At 63.2% G+C, this 20,742-nt stretch carries 20 protein-coding genes; 13 read left to right on the top strand and 7 right to left on the bottom strand.

The genetic code is table 11. From position 1 onward, the window contains the following. Nucleotides 1-138: 138 nt before the first annotated feature. On the top strand, nucleotides 139-774 hold the full coding sequence (locus AC1RT2_RS00535; protein WP_493098468.1) for an RBBP9/YdeN family alpha/beta hydrolase: 636 nt from the start codon (nucleotides 139-141) through the stop codon (nucleotides 772-774). A gap of 14 nt (nucleotides 775-788) precedes the next feature. On the opposite strand, the gene AC1RT2_RS00530 is transcribed toward AC1RT2_RS00535, so the two are convergent. The 3 genes from AC1RT2_RS00530 to tauA form a co-directional block, all read right to left on the bottom strand. Then, nucleotides 789-1,631 (bottom strand): ABC transporter permease subunit, encoded by an 843-nt coding sequence (locus AC1RT2_RS00530; RefSeq protein WP_493098466.1) that lies wholly within the window; start codon nucleotides 1,629-1,631, stop codon nucleotides 789-791. Continuing rightward, nucleotides 1,628-2,434, bottom strand: a complete 807-nt coding sequence (locus AC1RT2_RS00525) for a taurine ABC transporter ATP-binding protein (protein ID WP_493098464.1) — start codon at nucleotides 2,432-2,434, stop codon at nucleotides 1,628-1,630. The genes AC1RT2_RS00530 and AC1RT2_RS00525 overlap by 4 nt, the downstream gene beginning before the upstream one ends. A 94-nt stretch (nucleotides 2,435-2,528) precedes the next feature. Further along, entirely contained in the window at nucleotides 2,529-3,533 is a 1,005-nt protein-coding gene (tauA, locus tag AC1RT2_RS00520) for a taurine ABC transporter substrate-binding protein (protein WP_069062934.1), read from the bottom strand. A 501-nt stretch (nucleotides 3,534-4,034) separates the two neighbouring features. Between tauA and AC1RT2_RS00515 the strand changes: the two genes are divergently transcribed. After that, nucleotides 4,035-4,499 (top strand): RrF2 family transcriptional regulator, encoded by a 465-nt coding sequence (locus AC1RT2_RS00515; protein ID WP_069062935.1) that lies wholly within the window; start codon nucleotides 4,035-4,037, stop codon nucleotides 4,497-4,499. Nucleotides 4,500-4,541: 42 nt separating this feature from the next. Here the strand turns inward: AC1RT2_RS00515 and AC1RT2_RS00510 are convergent, their stop codons facing one another. Then, nucleotides 4,542-5,219, bottom strand: coding sequence for a helix-turn-helix domain-containing protein (locus tag AC1RT2_RS00510; RefSeq protein ID WP_493098461.1), 678 nt, complete (start codon nucleotides 5,217-5,219; stop codon nucleotides 4,542-4,544). A 123-nt stretch (nucleotides 5,220-5,342) separates the two neighbouring features. Here AC1RT2_RS00510 and AC1RT2_RS00505 point away from each other — a divergent pair, with 123 nt between their 5' ends. Then, complete coding sequence (locus AC1RT2_RS00505; protein WP_493098459.1) at nucleotides 5,343-7,301, top strand: oxidoreductase; 1,959 nt, start codon at nucleotides 5,343-5,345, stop codon at nucleotides 7,299-7,301. A 27-nt stretch (nucleotides 7,302-7,328) separates the two neighbouring features. On the opposite strand, the gene AC1RT2_RS00500 is transcribed toward AC1RT2_RS00505, so the two are convergent. Both AC1RT2_RS00500 and AC1RT2_RS00495 read right to left on the bottom strand, forming a co-directional pair. Further along, nucleotides 7,329-8,645, bottom strand: coding sequence for an aspartate aminotransferase family protein (locus AC1RT2_RS00500; RefSeq protein WP_493098457.1), 1,317 nt, complete (start codon nucleotides 8,643-8,645; stop codon nucleotides 7,329-7,331). Between the two features lie 2 nt (nucleotides 8,646-8,647). After that, nucleotides 8,648-9,697: a phosphotransferase gene (locus AC1RT2_RS00495; protein WP_493098455.1), complete on the bottom strand. Its 1,050-nt coding sequence runs from the start codon at nucleotides 9,695-9,697 to the stop codon at nucleotides 8,648-8,650. 183 nt (nucleotides 9,698-9,880) lie between these two features. On the opposite strand from AC1RT2_RS00495, the gene AC1RT2_RS00490 reads away from it, so the two are divergent. From AC1RT2_RS00490 to AC1RT2_RS00465, 6 genes are all read left to right on the top strand, one after another. Further along, complete coding sequence (locus AC1RT2_RS00490) at nucleotides 9,881-10,561, top strand: GntR family transcriptional regulator (protein WP_261003367.1); 681 nt, start codon at nucleotides 9,881-9,883, stop codon at nucleotides 10,559-10,561. 76 nt (nucleotides 10,562-10,637) lie between these two features. After that, nucleotides 10,638-11,378, top strand: a complete 741-nt coding sequence (locus AC1RT2_RS00485) for an SDR family NAD(P)-dependent oxidoreductase (protein ID WP_493098452.1) — start codon at nucleotides 10,638-10,640, stop codon at nucleotides 11,376-11,378. A gap of 217 nt (nucleotides 11,379-11,595) precedes the next feature. Beyond that, entirely contained in the window at nucleotides 11,596-12,636 is a 1,041-nt protein-coding gene (locus AC1RT2_RS00480; RefSeq protein ID WP_444798625.1) for an ABC transporter substrate-binding protein, read from the top strand. Nucleotides 12,637-12,735: 99 nt separating this feature from the next. Then, nucleotides 12,736-13,815, top strand: a complete 1,080-nt coding sequence (locus tag AC1RT2_RS00475) for an ABC transporter ATP-binding protein (protein ID WP_493098450.1) — start codon at nucleotides 12,736-12,738, stop codon at nucleotides 13,813-13,815. After that, complete coding sequence (locus tag AC1RT2_RS00470) at nucleotides 13,812-14,990, top strand: ABC transporter permease (RefSeq protein ID WP_493098448.1); 1,179 nt, start codon at nucleotides 13,812-13,814, stop codon at nucleotides 14,988-14,990. Before AC1RT2_RS00475 ends, AC1RT2_RS00470 begins: the two co-directional genes overlap by 4 nt. 2 nt (nucleotides 14,991-14,992) lie before the next feature. Next, nucleotides 14,993-15,775, top strand: coding sequence for an ABC transporter permease (locus AC1RT2_RS00465; RefSeq protein WP_493098446.1), 783 nt, complete (start codon nucleotides 14,993-14,995; stop codon nucleotides 15,773-15,775). Here the strand turns inward: AC1RT2_RS00465 and AC1RT2_RS00460 are convergent. Beyond that, on the bottom strand, nucleotides 15,772-17,172 hold the full coding sequence (locus AC1RT2_RS00460; RefSeq protein ID WP_493098444.1) for an aminotransferase-like domain-containing protein: 1,401 nt from the start codon (nucleotides 17,170-17,172) through the stop codon (nucleotides 15,772-15,774). The genes AC1RT2_RS00465 and AC1RT2_RS00460 overlap by 4 nt on opposite strands. A 114-nt stretch (nucleotides 17,173-17,286) precedes the next feature. Here AC1RT2_RS00460 and AC1RT2_RS00455 point away from each other — a divergent pair, with 114 nt between their 5' ends. The 4 genes from AC1RT2_RS00455 (at nucleotide 17,287) to AC1RT2_RS00440 (ending at nucleotide 20,693) form a co-directional block, all read left to right on the top strand. Further along, complete coding sequence (locus AC1RT2_RS00455) at nucleotides 17,287-18,150, top strand: DMT family transporter (RefSeq protein ID WP_493098442.1); 864 nt, start codon at nucleotides 17,287-17,289, stop codon at nucleotides 18,148-18,150. A gap of 72 nt (nucleotides 18,151-18,222) precedes the next feature. Beyond that, nucleotides 18,223-19,125 (top strand): SMP-30/gluconolactonase/LRE family protein, encoded by a 903-nt coding sequence (locus tag AC1RT2_RS00450; protein WP_493098439.1) that lies wholly within the window; start codon nucleotides 18,223-18,225, stop codon nucleotides 19,123-19,125. A gap of 142 nt (nucleotides 19,126-19,267) precedes the next feature. Then, nucleotides 19,268-20,257 carry a GlxA family transcriptional regulator gene (locus AC1RT2_RS00445; RefSeq protein WP_069063741.1) on the top strand — a complete coding sequence of 330 codons (990 nt, stop codon included), beginning with the start codon at nucleotides 19,268-19,270 and terminating at the stop codon, nucleotides 20,255-20,257. Between the two features lie 112 nt (nucleotides 20,258-20,369). Further along, a complete protein-coding gene (locus AC1RT2_RS00440) occupies nucleotides 20,370-20,693 on the top strand; it encodes a hypothetical protein (RefSeq protein ID WP_444798347.1) in 324 nt (107 codons plus the stop codon). Nucleotides 20,694-20,742 lie beyond the last annotated feature (49 nt).

The following is a 20,742-nucleotide window of genomic DNA, read 5'->3' as shown; positions in this document are numbered from 1 at the left end:
GTGTCCTTCGCGTCAGCTGTCGCACTGCGTGCAAAGAAATTCTATGGTTTTTACCAGCAATAGGAGCGGCTTTCTTACCTTTACGACTCCCGGCGGGCATCATCGCAAGCAATATGATTTGCGAAGGAAGGCTGCCTCATGCCGTCAATCGATATTCCCATCGACACGCTCATCCTGCCCGGCCTCAACGGCTCGCCCGAAGGGCACTGGCAGCGCCACTGGGCGCGTGACAATCCCGAAAGCCGAGTGGTCGAGCAATTTGACTGGGCCTGCCCCGATCGACAGAGTTGGCTCCAGCAAGTGGAGCAGCAGGTCGAGATGGTCGGCAACGACGTCTGGCTCGTCGGCCACAGCCTCGGCTGCGTGCTGGCGGCGCATTTTGCGCAGAGCCGGCTGGCGTCACGGATCCGCGGTGCGCTGCTCGTCGCGCCCTGCGATCTCGATACGACCGAAACGATGCATCCCTGTATTGTCAAGTTCGGCGCCATGCCGCAGGCACGCCTGCCGTTTCCGTCGCTCGTGGTCGGCAGTCTGAATGACCCCTACATGCCGGTCGACCGCCTTCGCCAGACCGCGCGCGCCTGGGGCAGCGATCTCGTCGATATCGGCGATGCCGGCCATATCAATGTCGCCAGCGGTTTCGGCCGCTGGACAGCAGGCTACGATTTCCTCGAGCTCCTGAAGGCAAGGGCGGGGCGCTCGATCTTCCCCGTAAAACAAGACGGCCGCCTTTTCACGGCGGCCGTCGCGAACCTGGGGCTGGCGCTCAACTGAGCGCCAGAATCGTCTCACCGGTGCGAAGCCCAGGGCACCAGGCGCCGCTCGATGAGCCGGGCGATGTATTCCAGCAGAATGGCGATCAGCGCGATGACGATGATGCCGGCGATCACGATGTCGGTGACGAGGAACTGTGCGGCTGACTGGATCATGAAGCCGATACCGCTCGTCGCTGCAACCAGTTCCGCCGCCACCAGCGTCGTCCAGCCTGCACCAAGCGCGATGCGGATGCCGGTGAGGATCGACGGCACGGAGCTCGGCAAGACGACTTCGGCCAGAACCTGTCTTTTGCTCGCGCCAAGTGAACGTGCTGCATTGACATGATCCTTGGAGACCGCGCGCACGCCGGCGGAGGTCGACAGGATGATCGAGGGCAGCATGGACAGCGCAATCACGGTGATCTTCGAAGCTTCGCCGATGCCCACCCAGATGATGATGAGCGGCAGATAGGCAAGCGGCGGCAGCGGTCGCAGGAACTCGACGATCGGATCGAGAATACCGCGGCCGACCCTGCTGGTGCCGATGGCGATGCCGGCGGGTATGCCCATGATGATGGACGCAATCAGCGCGCCAAAAATACGGGTAAGGCTGGCGCCGACATGTTCGGCAAGCGTCGCATCGACGAAACCCTTCACGATGAGATTGTAGAGGGCAAGCACGACCTCTCGCGGCGAGGGCAGGAAGACCGGCGAGACCAGCGCATAGGCCGAGGCAAGCCCCCATGCCCCGATGATCAGGACTACAGTGATCGCCGAAATGACGGCAACGGGCAGGGGACGCGCTGGGCGCGGACGGGTGGTATCATCAGCCACGATCTGTTGCGGCAGGGAATCGATTTCTGCGGAGAGCGTCATGCGGCAATCTCCTCGTCACTGGTGGAATGGATGAGGCCGGTGAGCCCTGCATGCATGCGCTTGAAGAGCGGTGAGGCCTTCACGGCGGCCACCGAGGCACCATTCAGCACTTCCGCGTTGAAGCCGGCCTCGATCTCCGCCGTCAACCGGCCGGGATTGGGCGAGAGCACGACGATACGCGTGCCGAGCAGTAGCGCCTCCTCGATGCTGTGCGTGATGAGCAGAGCCCCGGCACCGCTCTCGGCCTTGATGCGCAGCAGGAATTCTTGCATGCGTGTGCGGGTCAGCGCATCGAGCGCGCCGAGCGGTTCGTCGAGGAGCAGGAACCGCGGCTCGGCGGCGAGCGCCCGGGCGATGCCGACACGCTGGCGCATGCCGCCGGACAGTTCCCAGATGCGCCGGTCGCCGGCATCTGCAAGGCCGACGCGATTGAGAAGTGCGTCCGCACGCGCGCGACGTTCGGCAAGCGGCATGCCCTTCAGCTTGAAGGGAAAGGCAATGTTGTCGCGAGCATCGAGCCAGGGATAAAGCGCATCGTCCTGGAAGACGACGGCCCTGTCAGCGCCAGGGCCGCGTATGGGCTCGCCGTCGACGGTGATCGTGCCCGAGGAGGGATTAAGAAAACCGGCGGCGAGATTGAGCAGGCTCGTCTTGCCGGAGCCGGAACGGCCGATGACGGCAACCAGCTCGTTCGAGGCGATTTGCAGGTCGATCGTATCGAGCACAAGCTGTTCGCTGGTGCCGCCGCGGCCAGCCCTTGGCGGGTAGCGCAGCGAAACGTTGCGGAATGTCAGGACGCTCATGGGGCCTCCGGAAATGGGGTAGCGTTTTATCTGGCGATGGCCCGGCGGCGCTTTCGCGCGACCGGGCCATCGCCGCCGCAGGATTGTTGCCGGATCAGTAGGCGAGCTTTGCCGCGTCGGTCACCCAGCGGGTTGAGACGTAGGGCTTGTAGTCGGAGAGTGCCGCCGGGATCTTGCCCTGCTCCAGCAGGAAGGCCGAGGTATCGGAAACCGCCTTCACCGTACCGCCGCCAAGCAATGCCTCACCGGCCTGCTCTTCGAGCGTCGGGAAGATGTAGCCCTTGAGAAGGGCCGGAACCTCGTCCTGCTTGGCGCCCGTCAGGCGGGCGATCTTTTCAGCTTCCGGTGACGTCGCGTTCCAGGCGTCTGGGTTGGCGCGGTAGGCGGCGGTTGCATCACCCGTCACCTTCACGAAGGCCGTCACGACGTCCGGATGCTCTTCGGCGAACTTCTTGCTGACGATCCACGCGTCGAAGGTTGGGCCGCCCCAGTCGGCGACGTCCGCAGACGTGGCCAGAACCTTGCCGCTCTTCTTCAACTGCGCCAGGACCGGATCCCAGACGTACGCGCCATCGATATCGCCACGTTCCCACGCCGCCGCGATTTCCGGCGGACGCAGGTTGAGGATCTCGACGGACTTAGGATCGACCTTCCAGTGCTTCAGCGCCGTCAGTAGGCTGTAATGGGCCGTGGAAACGAAGGGCGTCGCGATCTTTTTGCCGGCGAGGTCTTCCGGCTTGTCGATGGTCTTGACCGCAAGCGCTTCCGCCTCGCTGATCAGGCCGACGACGAAGATCGTCTCGATCGGCAGTTCGCGGCTCGACGCTGCGGCAAGCGGCGAGGAGCCGACATAGCCGATATCGAGCGAACCGGAGGCGATTGCGGCAATCACGTCGGCGCCGCCGTCGAATTTCTGCCAGTTGATCTTGGCGCCGGTCACCTTCTCGTAGGTGCCGTCGGCCTGCGGTACGCGCGAGGGCTCGACAATCGGCTGGTAGCCGATGTTGAGCGTCACCTCTTCGGCAAAGGCGGTGCCGAACGACGCGGCCATGGCAAGGGCGGCGGTCGCGGCAAGCAGGGTTCTGCGGTTAATGGTCATGGTCCTCTCCTCAAGTAGCCGTTGCCCGAGGTTGGTGCGGGCCGGTTTCTCAAGGCTATATAATCAATAAATTTAGTAGAGAAATTTTTACCTCAATTTCACCGCGCATCGGCGATTGCTTTTGCGTTTTCCGGGAGCAGTGCCGAAAACGGCCGCCCTGCATTTCGCGTGGTGTCAAAGATAGCTTGGGAGCGCCGAAAAGCGCGGAAGGAACAATTCGCCCGCAAAACCGATGCAGATTGGGCACGTCGTCGACGAAACCTGCATAAGAGCTTGACAAAAGACGCCAATTCCCTTGCTGCACCCGGCACAAATAAATTATACCGTTTTTATATGTTTTTCGCACTTCGGTGCCAAGAATGAGCCAGAATCACCCGGCAAGGGTGAACCGTCGATCTTCCCCAAGATCGACGGATGGAACCCCTGGGACGCGGGATGCACGCGTCCGCGCTCCCGGGCGTATCCGGACGATGCCCCAGTGCTGATGGAAAGCAGACCGACATGCTGACGAAAAAAGGAAAATACGGACTAAAGGCGCTGGTGGACTTGGCGCGTCTGGGGCCGGGCGAAACCGCGTTCGTGGCGGAAATCGCGCTGCGCAACAATATTCCGAAGAAGTTTCTCGACACGATCCTGCTCGAACTGCGCAATGCCGGCATGCTGCGTTCGAAGAAGGGTCCGGGCGGCGGCTACTCGCTGTCCCATCCGGCCTCCGAAATTCGCATCGGCCATGCTATCCGCGTGCTCGACGGGCCGCTTGCGCCCATTCGCTGCGCCAGCCGCACGGCTTTTGAGGCCTGCGAAGATTGCGCCGATCCGGAAACCTGTCAGGTCCGTCGCGCCATGACGGATGTGCGCGACGCCATTGCCTCGATCCTCGACACGATGACGCTGGAGCAGTTCGTTGCCGTACCGGGCGCGGCCGCCATCATCGACGAGGAAGAGCTGGAAAAGCGCGTCGGCTGACCCGCAGGCGGCCTTTGCAAGGCCGCCTCTTCCGCACCATTTTCAAAAGTTCGGCGGGCTGATCGCCCATAGCACCACGGCATCTCGTTGCCCAGGATTGCGATAGCGATGTGGCTCGCCGGCCGAGTATGAGCAACTGTCGCCCTCGTGGAGATGGAAGCGCCGCTCCCCGACCCAGATTTCCAGCTCCCCGGACAACACGAAGCCGACGCCGTCGCCGGTGTGGCTATAGCTTTCCGCGCTCTCGCTGCCGGGCGGCAGGTTTGTGTAGATCAGCTCTACCTGCAGACTCATTTTCGGCGTCAGCAACTCGTCAATGATGCCTTGTTCATACTGGATCTTCAGCCGGTTGCCGCGCCGGACCACATAGCCATGCTCCTCCTGCGGCACCCGCGAGGCGCCAGCGAAGAACCATTGAACGGTCACGCCGAGACTGCGGGCAATCCCCACCAGCGCGGGGATAGACGGATAGGCGAGGTTGCGCTCGATCTGGCTGATATAGCCGGTTGAAAGGCCGGCGCTTTCCGCAAGCTGCGCCAGCGTCATCTTGCGCCGCTTGCGCAGATCGCGAATGCGTTCGCCGAGAACGGCCTCCTCACCGGCAGGATCGGCCGGCAGGTTGATGCCGAGATGGTCGTCAGAGGCCATGGCTGCCTTCCGTTTTTCTCTGGGGCACGGCTCCGGGCTTTCCTTCGCTGCGTAGATTTCCGGCACAGGCATGCACAACCCAGTGTGAATGGCAACAAATTTTGCCCAAAGTAAAAATAGAATATGTATTTTTTACTCAGGATAAAATATGCATCAACAAGCTTTCGTAGTTACGGCAGGAGGAGGCCGGGTTCCATGACGGCAGACGCATTCCCCCATCTGTTTCAGCCGCTGCAGATCCGTGGCGTGCGACTGAAGAATCGCATCATGTCGTCTGGTCACGATACGACGCTGCCAACTGACGGCCTGGTCAACGATGCGCTAATTGCCTATCACGCAGCGCGAGCGCTGGGCGGGGTGGGTCTGATCGTCAGCCAGGTGGCCGGCGTGCATGAGACGGCACGCTATACCTCGCACATGCTCATGGCGGTCGGCGACGACTGTATCGAGGGCTATCGACGGCTTGCGGAGGTCTGTCATGCCGAGGGATGTGCGTTGTTCTCGCAGCTCTTTCATCCCGGGCGCGAGATCATGGAGGGCGGCGACGGGCTCTTGACCGTTGCCTACGCGCCGTCCGTCTCGCCGAACGAGCGTTTTCGCGTGATGCCGCGGCAGCTCGACCAGCGCATGATCGACGAAATCGTTGCCGGCTATGCCGCCGCCGCGCGCCGCATGCATGCGGCCGGCATCGATGGCGTCGAGTTCGTCGCAAGCCACGGCTACCTGCCCGCCCAATTCTTCAATCCCCGGGTTAACCGCCGCAGCGATGCCTATGGCGGCGATCTGGAAAACCGGCTGCGCTTTGCGGTGGACGCGCTGTCGGCAATGCGTGCCGAGACATCGGAGGATTTCGTCATCGGCATGCGTATCAGCACCAGCGAGCGCGATGAACAGGGGCTGACGGGCGACGAGGCGCTCGATATCTGTCGCCGGCTCGAGCCGCTGCTGGATTATGTCAGCCTGACGGCCGGCACGTCGGCCTCGCTCGGCGGGGCCGTGCACATCGTGCCGCCCATGGCCTATCGTCATGTCTATCTTGCCGGCGATGCCGCGCGGTTTCGCCAGGCGCTTGCCATTCCCGTCTTCGTCACGGGGCGCATCAACCAGCCGCAGGAGGCCGAAGCGGTCCTTGCCGGCGGTTCGGCCGACGTCTGCGGCATGACGCGGGCGATGATCTGCGATCCGGCCATGCCGGGCAAAGCCGAGGCGGGACACACCGACGATATCCGCGCCTGCATCGCCTGCAACCAGGCCTGTATCGGCCATTTTCACCGCGGCGTGCCGATTTCCTGCATCCAGCACCCTGAAACCGGGCGAGAGCTGAAATTCGGCACACTTACGCCGGCGGTACGGCCGAAATCCGTCATGGTGATCGGCGGCGGGCCGGCCGGCCTCAAGGCTGCGGCGGTTGCCGGCAGTCGCGGGCATCGCGTGACGCTCTACGAAGCCGCACCGCAACTCGGCGGCCAGGCGCTGCTTGCCCAGCAGCTTCCCAGACGCGCCGAGTTCGGCGGCATCGTCACCAATCTCGCCCACGAGGTGGAGCGGGCCAATGTGCGCGTGGTGCGCGGCACGCGCGTCGATCGCGTGCTGGTGGAGGCGGAAAGGCCGGACGCGGTGATCCTCGCCACCGGCGCGAAACCCTATCGACCCGATATCGAGCAGGATGGCAGCGTCCAGATCGTCGACGCATGGCAGGTGTTGCGCCGCGAGGTAAAAACCGGTAGCCACGTCGTCGTCGCGGATTGGCGCTGCGACTGGATAGGTCCTGGCATTGCCGAACTGCTGACCGGCGAGGGGTGTAGCGTCGAGCTTGCCGTCAACGGCACCCATGCGGCCGAACTCCTGCCGCTCTACGTGCGCGACAACATCGCCGCCGAACTGCATCGCATCGGCGTGCGCATCACGCCCTATGCCCGCCTCTACGGTTGCGATGGGGGCACGGTCTACATGCAGCACACGGTGAGCGAGCTGCCGATCCTGTTCGAGGACGTGGACACGCTGGTGCTCTGTCTTGGCCATGAGCCGGTGGACGAACTCGGCGACATGCTGCGGGAGATGGTGCCGGAAGTCCACATCATCGGCGACAGCCTCGCCCCCCGCACCGCCGAAGAGGCGGTCTACGAGGGGCTAAAGGTTGGCGCTTCGCTGTGAGCCTCCGGGGGCTCGCAGCCCTTGCCGTCACAGCGTCTTCAATACATCGCCCAGCGCATCCACCAGCATGTCGGCATTCTCGCGGGAGAAGACGAGCGGCGGGCGGATTTTGAGGACGTTGGCCCGCGGGCCGGAAGCGCTGATGAGGATGCGGCGCTCGCGCAGGCCGTTGACGATGCGGGTGGTCAGGGCGGCATCGGGGCTCTTAGCAGCCGGATCGGCGACGATCTCGACACCGATAAACAGGCCGGAGCCGCGCACGTCACCGATGGCATGATAACGGTCCGCAAGGCTTTTGAGGCCGTCCATCAGATAGCGGCCGACCTCCAGCGCGTTCTGCTGCAGGCCTTCAATCTGGATCGTGTCGAGCACGGCCTTGCCGGCTGCGGCAGCAATCGGATTGCCGCCGAACGTGTTGAAATAGCGCGCCCGCGGGCCGAATTCGGCAATCACCTCGGGCCTGAGCACGATGCCCGCCATCGGATAGCCATTGCCCATCGGCTTGCCGATCGTCACCATGTCGGGTGAAACGCCGTGGCGTTCAAAACCCCACATGGCCTCGCCGGTGCGGCCGAAGCCGGGTTGGACCTCGTCGGCAACGAAGAGGCCGCCCGCCGCGTGGATCGCATCGACAGCCGGCTTCAAAAAACCCTTCGGGCCGGCGAAAATGCCGTCGCTGGAAAAAATCGTGTCGGTGATCAGCATGGCCGGCTTGATGCCGTGGCGCTGGAGATCAGCGATGGCGGCGCGCACGTCGCGACCGAATTTCTCCATCACCTCTTCCGGCGAATGGCGATAGCTGTCCGGTGCGGGCACGGTGCGCACATGCGGCCCGAGCGTCACCGATTCGCCAAGCGACGGCGAGAACTCGGCAACCGCGCTCGTCAGGCCATGATAGGCGAGATCCGTTGCAATGATGCCGGTGCCGCCTGTCACATAGCGGGCGATGCGCACGGCTAGGTCGTTTGCCTCGCTGCCCGTGCAGGTAAACATGGCCTGGCTGAGCGCTTCGGGGAACGTCGCCGTCAGCGCCTCGGCATAGTCGATGATGCCTTCGTGCAGGTAGCGCGTATGGGTGTTGAGCACCGCTGTTTGCTTGGTGATTGCCTCCACGACGCGCGGATGGCAATGGCCGAGCGAGGCGACGTTGTTATAGGCATCGAGATATTTTTCACCCGAGGCGTCATAGAGGAAGACGCCTTCGCCGCGCACCAGATGCAGCGGCTTTTCATAAAACAGGCGGTAGGCGGGGCCGAGCACCTTTTCCCGTCGGGCGATCAACGCCCGTTCGGCCTCGTTCAGCCGCTCGAAATCTTCCTGCGAAAATGCATTCACCATCGACATGATCAGGCCTCGGAAAGGTTGGGCACGAGCCGTTTCAGCCCGGCGGGTGTCAGATCGGATATGTTTTGCAGACCCCGCCAGGCGGTGGCGTGGTTGCGCATGATGTAGTCGCGGTTCTCCGGGAACCGTGCGGAGCGCCATTCGGCGATGATGATGGACATCGCCAGCCGGCAGCGGCACAGAAGCGGCAGAAGTTCGATCTCGCCAGGCTCGAGTGGGCGTGCAGACAGGAACCCTTCGAGAAGGGCCCGGGTGCGCGCTTGCCAGTTGTCCGTCGCGAGATGATAGGACAGCCCGACGGCGAGATCGTTGATCAGCGGCGCATGCACCATGTCACCGAAATCGATGATGCCGACGACGCGGGTGGGGGATGCCGGGTCGAGTAGGATATTATGCGGATTGAAATCGTTGTGGATGATCTGCTGCCGCTTTAGCGCGGCGATGGCCGGCAGTGCGCGCTCGAATTCCGCAATCACGCCCGCCGCCTGCGCCCGGCGTTCCGGCGCGACATCGTCGATGACAGCGGCAAGATCGAGCATATGGGAGATGTCCCACATCAGCTTTCCTGCTGGTGGGCGGCCGTTGTAGGCCTCGAGCCCAAGGCCTAGTTCCGCGAGTGCCCGGCCCACATTGCGGCTCTGGGCTTCGGTCGTGGGCGTGCGATATTGCAGTTCTCCCGGCAGGAAAGTGAGCAGGCGCATGATGCGCGGGCCGTCGGCGGTTGCGAGCGTGCGGCTTTGTTCGCCGTGTTTTGTGCGCACCAGCCGCGGCACGGGCACTGTGGGGGCTGCTGCTTCTAGATGCAGCAGCGCGCCGTCCTGGAACTCCAGTGCGGCCGGGTCCTCGGCGGGATTGGCGATCTTGAGAACGAAATCCGTACCGTCAACGCGGGTGAACAGGAAGGTTTCGTCCCGCTCGCTCGAAAGCCGTTTGACGGCGCCTGAAAGACCGTAAACATCCTCGACCGCCAGCTTTGCATCGTCGAGCGACGTCACGCTCCATGTCGCCGACATGGAATCCGGTTTCTTGGCGGCGGGCGATGGCTCCGTCATGCTTGCTCCGTTGATGCGGTGGTCCGCACTTTTCTTGCCTGTATCGTCCCGCCGTTGAGGTGCTTACGGCGGGAGTATGTGCCATCCGGTAGAGAAAGATAACGTCCGGCAGAGGCTCATACTTGAAACACGTCAAAAAAGATGCATCAAGTATCTTATTATTTTATTTTGCGGATGAGTTCCATGGCTGAATTTACGACACTGGAACATGAGAACCTCAACAGCGTCGTCTACGCCGCACTGTGCGATGCGTTGATGCAGGGACGGTTCCAGCCCGGCGACCGGCTGAAGATCCGCGATCTCGCCGAACAGTTCGGCACCAGCGTCACGCCGATCCGTGACGCCATCCTGCGCCTTGCCAACGATGAGGCAATCACCTTCCGCTCTCCGCGCGACATTCGCATTCCCGGCATGGCCGAAAGCCGCTACCGGGAAATCCGGGCGATCCGCATCCGGCTGGAGGGTCTGGCCGCAGAGACGGCCGCGCAAGTCGCTACCAGTGCCGATATCCATGCTTTGGAGGGCATTTTACGGGAAAATGAGCAGGCAATCGACGCTGGCGATCGCCTGAAAGGCACGCAGCTCAATCAGGCCTTTCACTTCATGCTGCCGCAGATTGCCGGGCTTCCGGTGTTGAACAACATCTTGCGCCGGCTGTGGTTGCAGATGGGGCCGCATATTTCGGATGCCTATATCGAAGGCGGGCGGGCTATGATCGATCATCATTACCCCGTTATCGAGGCGTTGAAACGGCATGATCCTGCCGCCGCTTCAATGGCGATTGTCGATGATATCCTGCTCGGCGGCAAGCCGATCCTCGAACGCATCGTGCATGGTGTGGAGCGACCCGCCCGCCGCGCGTGATGACCGTGCGAACAAGAGGCTTGCATTTCGCGAGCCGCCAATTACGATGCATCAAGCATCAATGGAGAATGCGTCCATGACCGAAGAACGCCGCTACATGTTGCTGACGGGAGCGAGCCGCGGCATCGGCCATGCGACGGTAAAGCTCTTCCAGTCGAAGGGCTGGCGTATTCTCACTGTTTCGCGCCAGGCATTCTCGGAGGAATGCGCCTGGCCGTCCGCCCGCGAAAGCCATATCCAGGCCGACCTTGCCGATCTGAGCCAGATTGAGCGTCTCGCCGCGACCGTGCGCGAACGCCTGCCGAACGGCCGCCTGCATGCATTGGTCAACAATGCCGGCATCTCGCCGAAGGGGCCGGGCCGCTCGCGCCTTGGCGTGCTGGAGACCGAGGCGGATGTCTGGACGCAGGTGCTCAATGTCAATCTCATCTCGACCGCGCTTATTGCCCGCGCGCTGATGCCGGAGCTGGAGGCCGCGAAGGGATCGATCGTCAACGTGACCTCGATTGCCGGTTCCCGCGTGCATCCTTTCGCTGGCGTCGCCTATGCGGCCTCGAAGGCGGCGCTCGCGTCGCTGACGCGGGAAATGGCGCATGAATTCGGCCGCCTTGGTGTGAGGGCGAATGCCATCGCACCCGGTGAGATCGAAACGTCAATCCTTTCACCGGGAACGGATGAACTGGTGGCGGCGGAAGTGCCGATGGAGAGGCTGGGCGAACCGCGCGAAGTAGCGGAAACCATCTATTTCCTCTGCACCGAACCATCGTCCTACATCAACGGTGCGGAAATCCACATCAACGGAGGGCAGCACGTCTGACAACGGTCAAGACGGCAACGAAACCCGTTGACCGACGCTGACCGGAATGCATCAATCGGCCGACACGCGCCCCGGGGAAAGGGCGCAGCGACCGGAAGGGCTGCAATGCCGCCGATACGCCAAAGGCGAGGGCGGGCGCAGTCGCACAAGTTCGTCATCGGGGCCGGCCTGCCGGTTCCTTCATAAATGAGAAAAGGGGAGTGCCATGAAGTCCATCATGAAATCCGGAATCCTGACGGCCGCAGCCGTCGTGCTGTCCGCAAGCCTGGCCCTGCCGGCTCTGGCGCGCGACCTGACCGTCGTCTCCTGGGGCGGCAATTATCAGGATGCGCAGCGCAACATCTATTTCAAGCCGTTCGCGGAAAAGACCGGCAAGCCTGTGCTGGACGAGGCCTGGGACGGCGGTATCGGCGTCATCCAGTCGAAGGTCAAGGCCGGCGCGCCGAACTGGGATGCCGTTCAGGTGGAAGCCGAAGAACTGGCGCTCGGCTGTGCCGACGGTCTCTACGAGAAGATCGACTGGGACAAGTTGGGCGGCAAGGACAAGTTCCTCGACAGCGCGGTCAATGACTGCGGCGTTGGCGCCATCGTCTGGTCCACGGCGATTGCCTATGACGGCGACAAGCTGAAGGAAGGCCCGGCCTCATGGGCGGATTTCTGGAACGTGGAAAAGTTTCCGGGCAAGCGCTCGCTGCGCAAGGGTCCGAAATACACGCTCGAATTCGCGCTGCTCGCCGATGGCGTCTCGAAGGACGAGCTCTATGACGTGCTCGGCACGGACGAGGGCGTCGAGCGCGCCTTCAAGAAGCTCGACGAGTTGAAGGCGAACATCGTCTGGTGGGAATCCGGCGCCCAGCCGCTGCAGTTCCTTGCGTCTGGCGAAGTCGCGATGGCCTCGGCCTATAACGGCCGCATCACCGGCATCAACCGCACGGAAGGCAAGAACTTCAAGGTCGTCTTCCCCGGCAGCATCTACGCCGTCGATAGCTGGGTCGTGCTGAAGGACGCGGAGAACAAGGACGCCGCGCAGGACTTCATCGCGTTTGCGAGCCTGCCGGACAACCAGGCAAAGCTGCCGGAATTCGTCGCCTACGGCCTGCCGAACAAGGAAGCGGCCGCCAAGGTGCCGGCGGAATTCGCCAAGGACCTGCCGACCGATCCCGCGAACATGACGGACTCGATCGCCCTCAATGTCGACTTTTGGATCGACAATGCGGAATCGCTGACGCAGCGCTTCAACGCCTGGCTGGCCCAGTAAGCACATCCGCGATGGAGGGCGTTCGAAACGGGCGCCCTTCCTGTCCGGCTGGATGCGTCCTCGCGGGGTTGCCGCATGATGTATCCTTCGCCTCTAGCGATGGAGTCTTCCTTGGCCGAATTCATTCGATTTGACCGCATCACCAAATTCTACGGTCCGCTCTGCGTGGTGGAGAACCTCGACCTCGGCATTGCGAAGGGCGAGTTCGTCAGCCTTCTCGGCCCGTCCGGTTCCGGCAAGACGACGTTGCTGATGATGCTCGCTGGCTTTGAGCAACCGACCTCCGGCAACATCCTGCTTGATGGAACGGCGATCAATACCGTGCCGACCCACAAGCGCGACATGGGCGTGGTCTTCCAGAGTTATGCGCTATTCCCGCACATGTCCGTTGGCGACAACATCGCCTTTCCCTTGCAGATGCGGGGGCTCGGCAAGGCGGAGACCGGCGAGCGGGTCAAGCGGGCGCTTGACATGGTGCAGATGTCCGCGCTTGTCGACCGCCGGCCGTCCCAGCTCTCCGGCGGCCAGCAGCAGCGCGTGGCGCTCGCCAGGGCGCTGGTCTTCGAGCCGCGCGTCGTGCTGATGGACGAACCGCTCGGCGCGCTCGACAAGCAGTTGCGCGAGCAAATGCAGCTCGACATCCGCGATCTGCATCGCCGCCTCGGCCTCACCATCGTCTTCGTCACGCACGATCAGTCCGAAGCGCTGACCATGTCGGATCGCGTCGCGGTCTTCAACAAGGGTAAGATCGAGCAGATCGGCACGCCGCGGCAGGTCTATGACGAACCGGCGACGCGCTTCGTCGCCGAGTTCATCGGTGAGACCAACCTGGTCGAGGGTGTCGTCGAGGCTGTGCAGGGTGCTGAAGCCAATGTGCGGCTGAGTTCCGGCGCCCAGATCGTTTCGGCCGTTTCCGGCACCGTGGCACCGGGCCAGACCGTCTATCTTTCCATCCGTCCCGAGCGGGTCGATCTCACCGAGATCGCCGGCGACGCCCGCAACAGTCTGGAAACCGAGGTGACGGACAGCGTCTATCAGGGCGATCACCTGCGTGTGCAGCTGCAGAATGCGGCGCATCCGCTCATCGCCAAGCTTGGGCGCCGGTCGCGCGAGTTCCCGCCGGGCACCAAGGTCTATGCGGCCTTTGCGGCCGGCGATTGCCGGGTCATTGCACCATGAGCGGGGGCTCGTCGCGCACCGGGCGGTCGCTGCTGCTGCTGGCGCCGCTGCTCGTCTTCCTTGTCGGCTTCTTCGTCTGGCCGCTGTTCAGCATGATGTCTCAGGCGATATCGGATCCGGCCGTGCTGCGCCTTCTGCCACGCAGCGCCGAGGTCATCGGCGACTGGGATCGGAAGTCGCCACCGACCATGCCCATGCAGACGGCGCTGATGGAGGACCTCAAGGCTGTCGACGACGACCAGGCGCTCGGCGACATGGTGCGTCGCCTGAACAGTGCCCGCTCCGGTTTCCGCACGCTGATGGGCAAGACTACGAGCGCGCTGACTGATCCGGCCAACCCGCCCGCCGATCTCGTCTCGATCGACAAGCGCTGGGAAAAACCGGAATTCTGGATCGCCATCGCCGATGCGCTTTCTCCCTATACCGACCGCAACTTGCTCGCCGCCGCCGACCTCGGCCGCAACGCCGCCGGTAGCATAGAGCACCTGCCGGCCGACCAGTCCGTCAACCGCGTGATCCTCGTGCGCACCTTCTGGATTGCAGCACTCGTCACCTTCTTCTGTGCCTGTATCGGCTTTCCCTATGCGATTATCGCCGCGTCGCTCGAGGGTTGGAAGCGCGACCTGATGCTCGCCGCCGTGCTGCTGCCGCTGTGGACATCGCTTCTCGTGCGCACCGCCGCCTGGTTCATCCTGTTGCAGGAGCAGGGCCTCATCAACGATCTGCTACGCGGCATCGGCCTTATCGACACGCCGCTGGCACTGATCTTCAACCGCACCGGCGTCATCATCGCCATGACCCATGTGCTCCTGCCCTTCATGGTGCTGCCGATCTATTCGGTGCTCATCACCATCCCGAAGAACCTCATGCCGGCCGCCGCCTCGCTCGGCGCGCCGCCGCTGCGAGCGTTCGTGCGCGTGCTCTTGCCGCTCAGCCTGCGCGGGGTTGCCTCCGGCTGCCTGCTCGTCTTCATCTCGGCCATCGGCTATTACATCACGCCGGCGCTGATCGGCGGGCCGGGAGACCAGATGATCTCCTCGATCATCGCCTTTTACGCTACGGGTTCGGCGAACTGGGGCATGGCCGGCGCGCTTGGTATGGTGCTGCTTGTCGCAACGCTCGTGCTCTACAGCGTCTATGCGCGTCTCTCTAGCGACGAACCGGGGAGGCGCTGACCATGCCGATGAAAATCGCAAAGGCCACCTTTGCCACGCTGACGGTCCTCTTTCTCGTCGCGCCGCTGATTGCCATCCTGCCGCTCGCCTTCACGTCGAGCGTCATTCTCACCTATCCGATCCCCTCCTGGTCGCTGCGATGGTTCGAAGAACTGTTCTTCGCCGATGCCTGGCGCCGCGCGATCGTCAACAGCCTGATTATCGGCACGGGCACGACATTGCTTGCCACCATTCTCGGCACGGCGGCATCGCTTGGCCTGCGCAACCGGCTGCTGTTCTTTCGCGGCTCGATCCGCACGCTCTTCCTGCTGCCGATGGTGGTGCCCGCCGTGGTGCTCGGCGTCGGCATGCAGGTGCTGCTGGCAGGCTTCGGCCTGACGAACAGCTATGCCGGCGTCATCATCGCCCACACGGTCGTCGCCGTGCCCTTCGTGATCGTCAGCGTCAGCGGCGCGCTTGCCGGCATAGACGAGCGGGTGGAACTGGCAGCGCAAAGCCTCGGAGCATCGCCAACGACGGTGTTTCGGCGTGTGACTTTGCCGCTCGCCATGCCGGGCGTGCTGTCCGGCGCCGTGCTCGCCTTTGCCACGTCGCTGGATGAGGTGGTGCTCACCCTCTTCGTCGCCGGTCCCAACCAGCGCACATTGGCGCGGCAGATGTTTTCCAGTATCCGCGAAAACATCAGCCCCGCCATCGCCGCCGCCGCCTTCCTGTTCATCGTGGCGACGGTGATCATCGGCCTCGTCGTCGCGCTGTCGCGTTCCATGCTCGCCAAGCGCCGCTAAGCAGCGGGTTTCAGCACCGCGCCGAGCACCTGGTACACGCGCGGCTCCAGCATATGCGCGACGTTGAAGCGCATGAAGCCGGCCGCCGTCTGCGACACGCTGAAGACGTTGCCTGGCGCGAGCACGACGCCCTCGGCCACGGCGGCCTGCGCGACGTCACCGGAATCAAGTCCCTCCGGCAGCCGGCACCAGAGGTAGAAACCGCCGCGCGGCGTGAGCCATGGCTCTATGTCGAGCCGGGCGAGCCGGTCCGCTGTTTCGCGCCGGGTACGCACAAGCTTCCGGCGTAGCTCTTCCATATGCTTGCGGTAACCGCCACCGGCGAGCATTTGGGCGATGATCTCGCTGGACATCGGGCTCGGACCGCCGAAATTGGTGGCGATCTGCAAATCCACCAGCCCTTCGATCCAGTCCGGCCGCGCGGCGATGTAGCCGCAGCGCGCGGAGGCAGAAAGCGTTTTGGAGAAGCTGCCGATGCGGATGACGCGGTCGAATCCATCGAGCGCGGCCAGTCGCGTGGAGGGCTCGGGCTCGAAATCGGCAAAGATATCGTCCTCGACGATGATCATCTCGCTGCCTGCAGCCGCATTCAGCACGCGATATGCCGTCTGGGGCGAAAGGGTAGCACCCGTCGGATTGTGGATCGCGGAATTGGTGATGTAGAGCCGTGGCCGTTCGGTGGCGAGTATGGCCTCAAACCTTGCGATATCTGGCCCAAACGGCGTGTAGGGAACGCCGACCACCTCGACCTGATGCGCTTTCAGAAGGGCTTGAAAGTTGAAGTAACAGGGGTCGTCGATGAGCACCTTGTCGCCGGGGCGCAGCAGGAAGCGGCAGATCAGGTCCAGCGCCTGGGTGCCGGTGCTGGTCAGCATCAGATGATCCCGCCCGGCCTCGATGCCTTCCTCCGCCAGCCGGCCGAGCAGCAAGCGGCGTAGCGCAAGCGAACCCTGCGTGCTGCCGTAATAGGAGAGCAGGTCGCTGTCGCTGCGAGCCAGGCTGCGGATGGCCCGGCGCAACGCCGCGTCCGGCATCCAGTCCGCCGGCAGCCAGCCACAGCCGGGCTTGAGCACCGCGGCATCGGCATCCAGGGATTGCCGCGACACCCAGAACGGATCGACCGCACGCGCCTTCGGCGTTTCCGCCTCCGCCAGTTTCAGCGGCGGCAGGCCGACGCCGGCGACGTAAAAGCCGGATCCCCGCTGCGCGCGGATCAAGCCCTCCGCCGCCAGCCGGTCATAGGCCTCCACCACGGTGGAGGGGGAGACGCCCGTCGTGGTGGCAAAGCGGCGGATCGAGGGAAGGCGGTCGCCGGGGGCAAGCGCGCGGGTGGCGATGCGTTTGCGGATCGCCGTCATGACATCCGAAATCCGGCTTCCGGTCGAATTTTCAGTCATGCTCACTTTCACTGTATTGGCTCATACACCGGTACACTTCCTCCAAATTGTATTGCTTTGTTCCTGTCTTTTCTAGCCCCTGCGCCTGTATCGTCCCGTGGAATGCGAGGTACAATGAAAACATCCATGGACGGTTGGGGCAGCGGGCTTGCCGGGGTCATCATCTTCAGCGGTTCGCTTCCGGCGACGCGCGTCGCGGTATCGGACTTCTCACCGCTTTTCCTGACTTCGGCGCGCGCCGTCATCGCTGCGTTGCTCGGCGCCGCTCTGCTCTTTGCGTTGCGCCAGAAAAAACCATCGCGCGACAATCTCCTGTCACTGCTGATCGTCGCGCTCGGCGTGGTCGTTGGTTTTCCGTTGCTGACGGCGATCGCGCTGCAATACATCACGTCCGCCCATTCCATCGTCTTCATCGGCCTCCTGCCGCTTGCGACAGCGACCTTCGGCGTGCTTAGGGGCGGGGAGCGCCCAAAACCGCTGTTCTGGCTGTTTTCCATCATAGGCAGCGCCACGGTGGTGGGCTTTGCCTTGAGCGCCGGTGCTGAGGTCTCGCTTGTCGGGGATCTGCTGATGGTCGCGGCGGTCATCGCCTGTGGTCTGGGTTATGCGGAAGGTGCAAAACTCTCGCGCACCCTCGGCGGATGGCAGGTCATTTCCTGGGCGCTCATCCTTGCGCTGCCGTTGATGGCGATCATCGCGCTTTTCTCCTTGCCCGAGACCTGGGCCGGTATCGGCGGCGGCGCCTGGATGGGGCTCGCCTATGTCTCCGTCTTCAGCATGCTGATCGGCTTCGTCTTCTGGTATCGTGGACTAGCACTTGGCGGTATCGCGGCCGTGGGCCAGTTGCAATTGCTTCAGCCTTTCTTCGGCCTGCTGCTCGCCGCCGGCCTGCTGCATGAAAAGGTCAGCCCCCTGATGGTGGTCACGACGCTTGCCATCGTGCTCTGCGTTGCCGGCGCCCGGAAGTTTGCGCGCTGACGCTTTGTTACGCTTGCCCGGGGCGGCGCGATGGCTATCCTGCCGCAGTGCAACGCGGAGGGAGTGAGGCTGATGTCGTTTTTCGAGGCCGAGGAGAAGGTTTTTTCCAGTTTCGTATTGGGAAATGCTCCCCTCAAGAAGCTTGCCAGCGGTTTCGACTGGGCCGAAGGCCCCGCCTGGTTCGGCGATCACGATTGCCTGCTGTTTTCCGACATTCCCAACAACCGCATGCTGCGCTGGCACCCGACGTCGGGCCTGACGGTCTTCCGCGAGCCCGCGAACTTTTCCAACGGCAACACCCGCGACCGGGAAGGCAGGCTCGTGACCTGCGAGCACGGCACGCGCCGCGTCACCCGCACCGAATATGACGGTTCGAACACCGTGATCGCTGATCGGTACGAAGGCAAGCCGCTGAATTCGCCGAACGACGTGATCGTCGCCTCGGACGGCGCGATCTGGTTCACCGATCCGCATTACGGCATCGTTTCCGACTACGAGGGCACCCGCTCGGAACAGGAATTGCCGTGCAACGTCTATCGCGTCGATCCGCTTTCCGGCGCGGTCCACGCTGTGCTCACGGATTTCCAGTGCCCGAACGGCCTTGCCTTCAGCCCGGACGAAAAACGTCTCTATGTCGCCGATACCGGACGCATCCACAGCGATGATCCGCGTCATATCCGTGCCTTCGATGTCGATGCGGATTGGAAGCTCACCGGCGGCGAGGTCTTTCACACCATTGCGCCGGGCTGCGCGGATGGGATGCGGGTCGATGAGAACGGCAATCTCTGGTCCTCGGCGGGCGACGGCGTGCATTGCATCGCGCCGGATGGCCGCCGCCTTGGAAAAATCCTCGTGCCGGAGACCGTTTCCAATGTCTGTTTCGGCGGCCGGAACGGCCACCGCCTTTTTATCACCGCCACCACGTCGCTTTATGCCGTGTCATTGACTGTGCGTGGCGCACGCCGGCGCGAATGAAGAGACAAACATCGGCCAGGGAATGGAGCGAGCCCGTAAAATCTGATAGGACTCCTCTCAACGGTGTTGGCCCGCGGCGATAATGTCCGGCGGAACGGTCTGGGAGATCTGGATGGCGGTGGATGTTCGGACGGGGAAGGAGATGAGCGCAACGGCAGCGCCGAAGGCGTTACGTGTCGGTTTCATCCTCTCGAAGAGCTTTACGCTCTCTGCCTTCGCGCTGTTCGTGGATACGCTGCGGCTCGCTAGCGATAGCGAAGACCGCTCCCGTCGCGTCAATTGCGACTGGGACGTTTTGAGCAGCACGCGCAACTTCATCTCGTCGTCGAGCGGCATCCAGGTCGCGCCGACAGCCCCCTTCGCCGATCCCTCCTGTTTCGACTACATCGCCGTCGTCGGCGGCCTTTTGAAGGTCGACGAGCCGATCGACAGCTATGCGCAAGCCTATCTGCGCAAGGCGGCCAATGCGGGCGTCGGGCTGATTGGTCTCTGTACCGGCAGTTTCATTCTCGCTGAAGCCGGGCTGCTCAAGGGGCATACGGCCTGTGTGAGCTGGCTGCATCATCGTGAATTCCGCGGTCGCTTCCCGGATATCGAGGCAACGTCCGAGCAGATCTTCCGCTTCGATGGCAAGGTCGCAACCTGTGCCGGCGGCAGCAGCGTCGCCGATCTCGCAGCAACGCTGGTCCGTCACCATGTCGGCGAGGCGGCGGAGCGCAACGCGCTGGAAATCCTGCAGATCCGCCATCGCCGCGATGCGACCGACCTCCAGCCGCGCAATCCGCTCGGCCTCGAGGCGCGTGACCGCCGCGTGCACCTCGCCATCATGATGATGGAGCAGCACACGGAAGACCTGCTGTCGATCGACAGCATCGCCACCATGACCAACGTCTCCCGCCGCCAGCTCGAACGGCTGTTCGAAAGCGACATGGGCGCCTCGCCAAGCGCGATCTACATGAAAATCCGCATGGCGGCGGCGCTCAACATGGTGGTGCGCACCAACAAGCCGTTGATCGAGATCGCGCTCGAAACCGGCTTCGAGAGCCTGTCGCACTTCACCCGCCGTTTCCGCGCGGCCTTTGGCGACACGCCTTCGCAAATCCGTCGAGACGGTCGCCGCCAGGCAAGCTGACGCGCAATTCCTGCCGCAAGGCCGCTTCACACTTTTGCTGGAATTGCGCTGGCCGATTGGAACCAAGCCGCTCGCCAGCCGTTCGGTTTCCATTGCAGACAAGGAGACCGCAATGGCAAGCACTGACGTTCAATCCCAGATTTCCGCTCTTCGCGCAGAAATCGCCGCGCTTCAGAAGGATCTTGGGGAGCGGGGCACCGAGGCCTACGAGACGATCCGTGATCGTGCCGGCAATGCCGTCGAGGCTGCACGGCCCGCCGTCCGTTCGGCAACGAAGTATGTTCGCAACGAAGGTGCCGCAGTCGCCCAGGCAGCACGCGAGCACCCCGCGGCCCTTTCCACCGTCGTGCTGACGGCCGGCCTTGCCGGTGTCGTCATCGGCTATCTGCTGGGTTCCCTGGAAAGCGAACCACCACGCCGCCAGCGCTGGTTCTGAACAAACGAAAAAGCCCGGCATTGCCGGGCTTTTTCATGGAACGATGAGG

The organism is Shinella sp. GW821-FHT11G07 (genome assembly GCF_058808115.1).
Note: the sequence above shows the minus strand (reverse complement) of the source record. Positions and strands in the feature narration are given on the sequence as shown.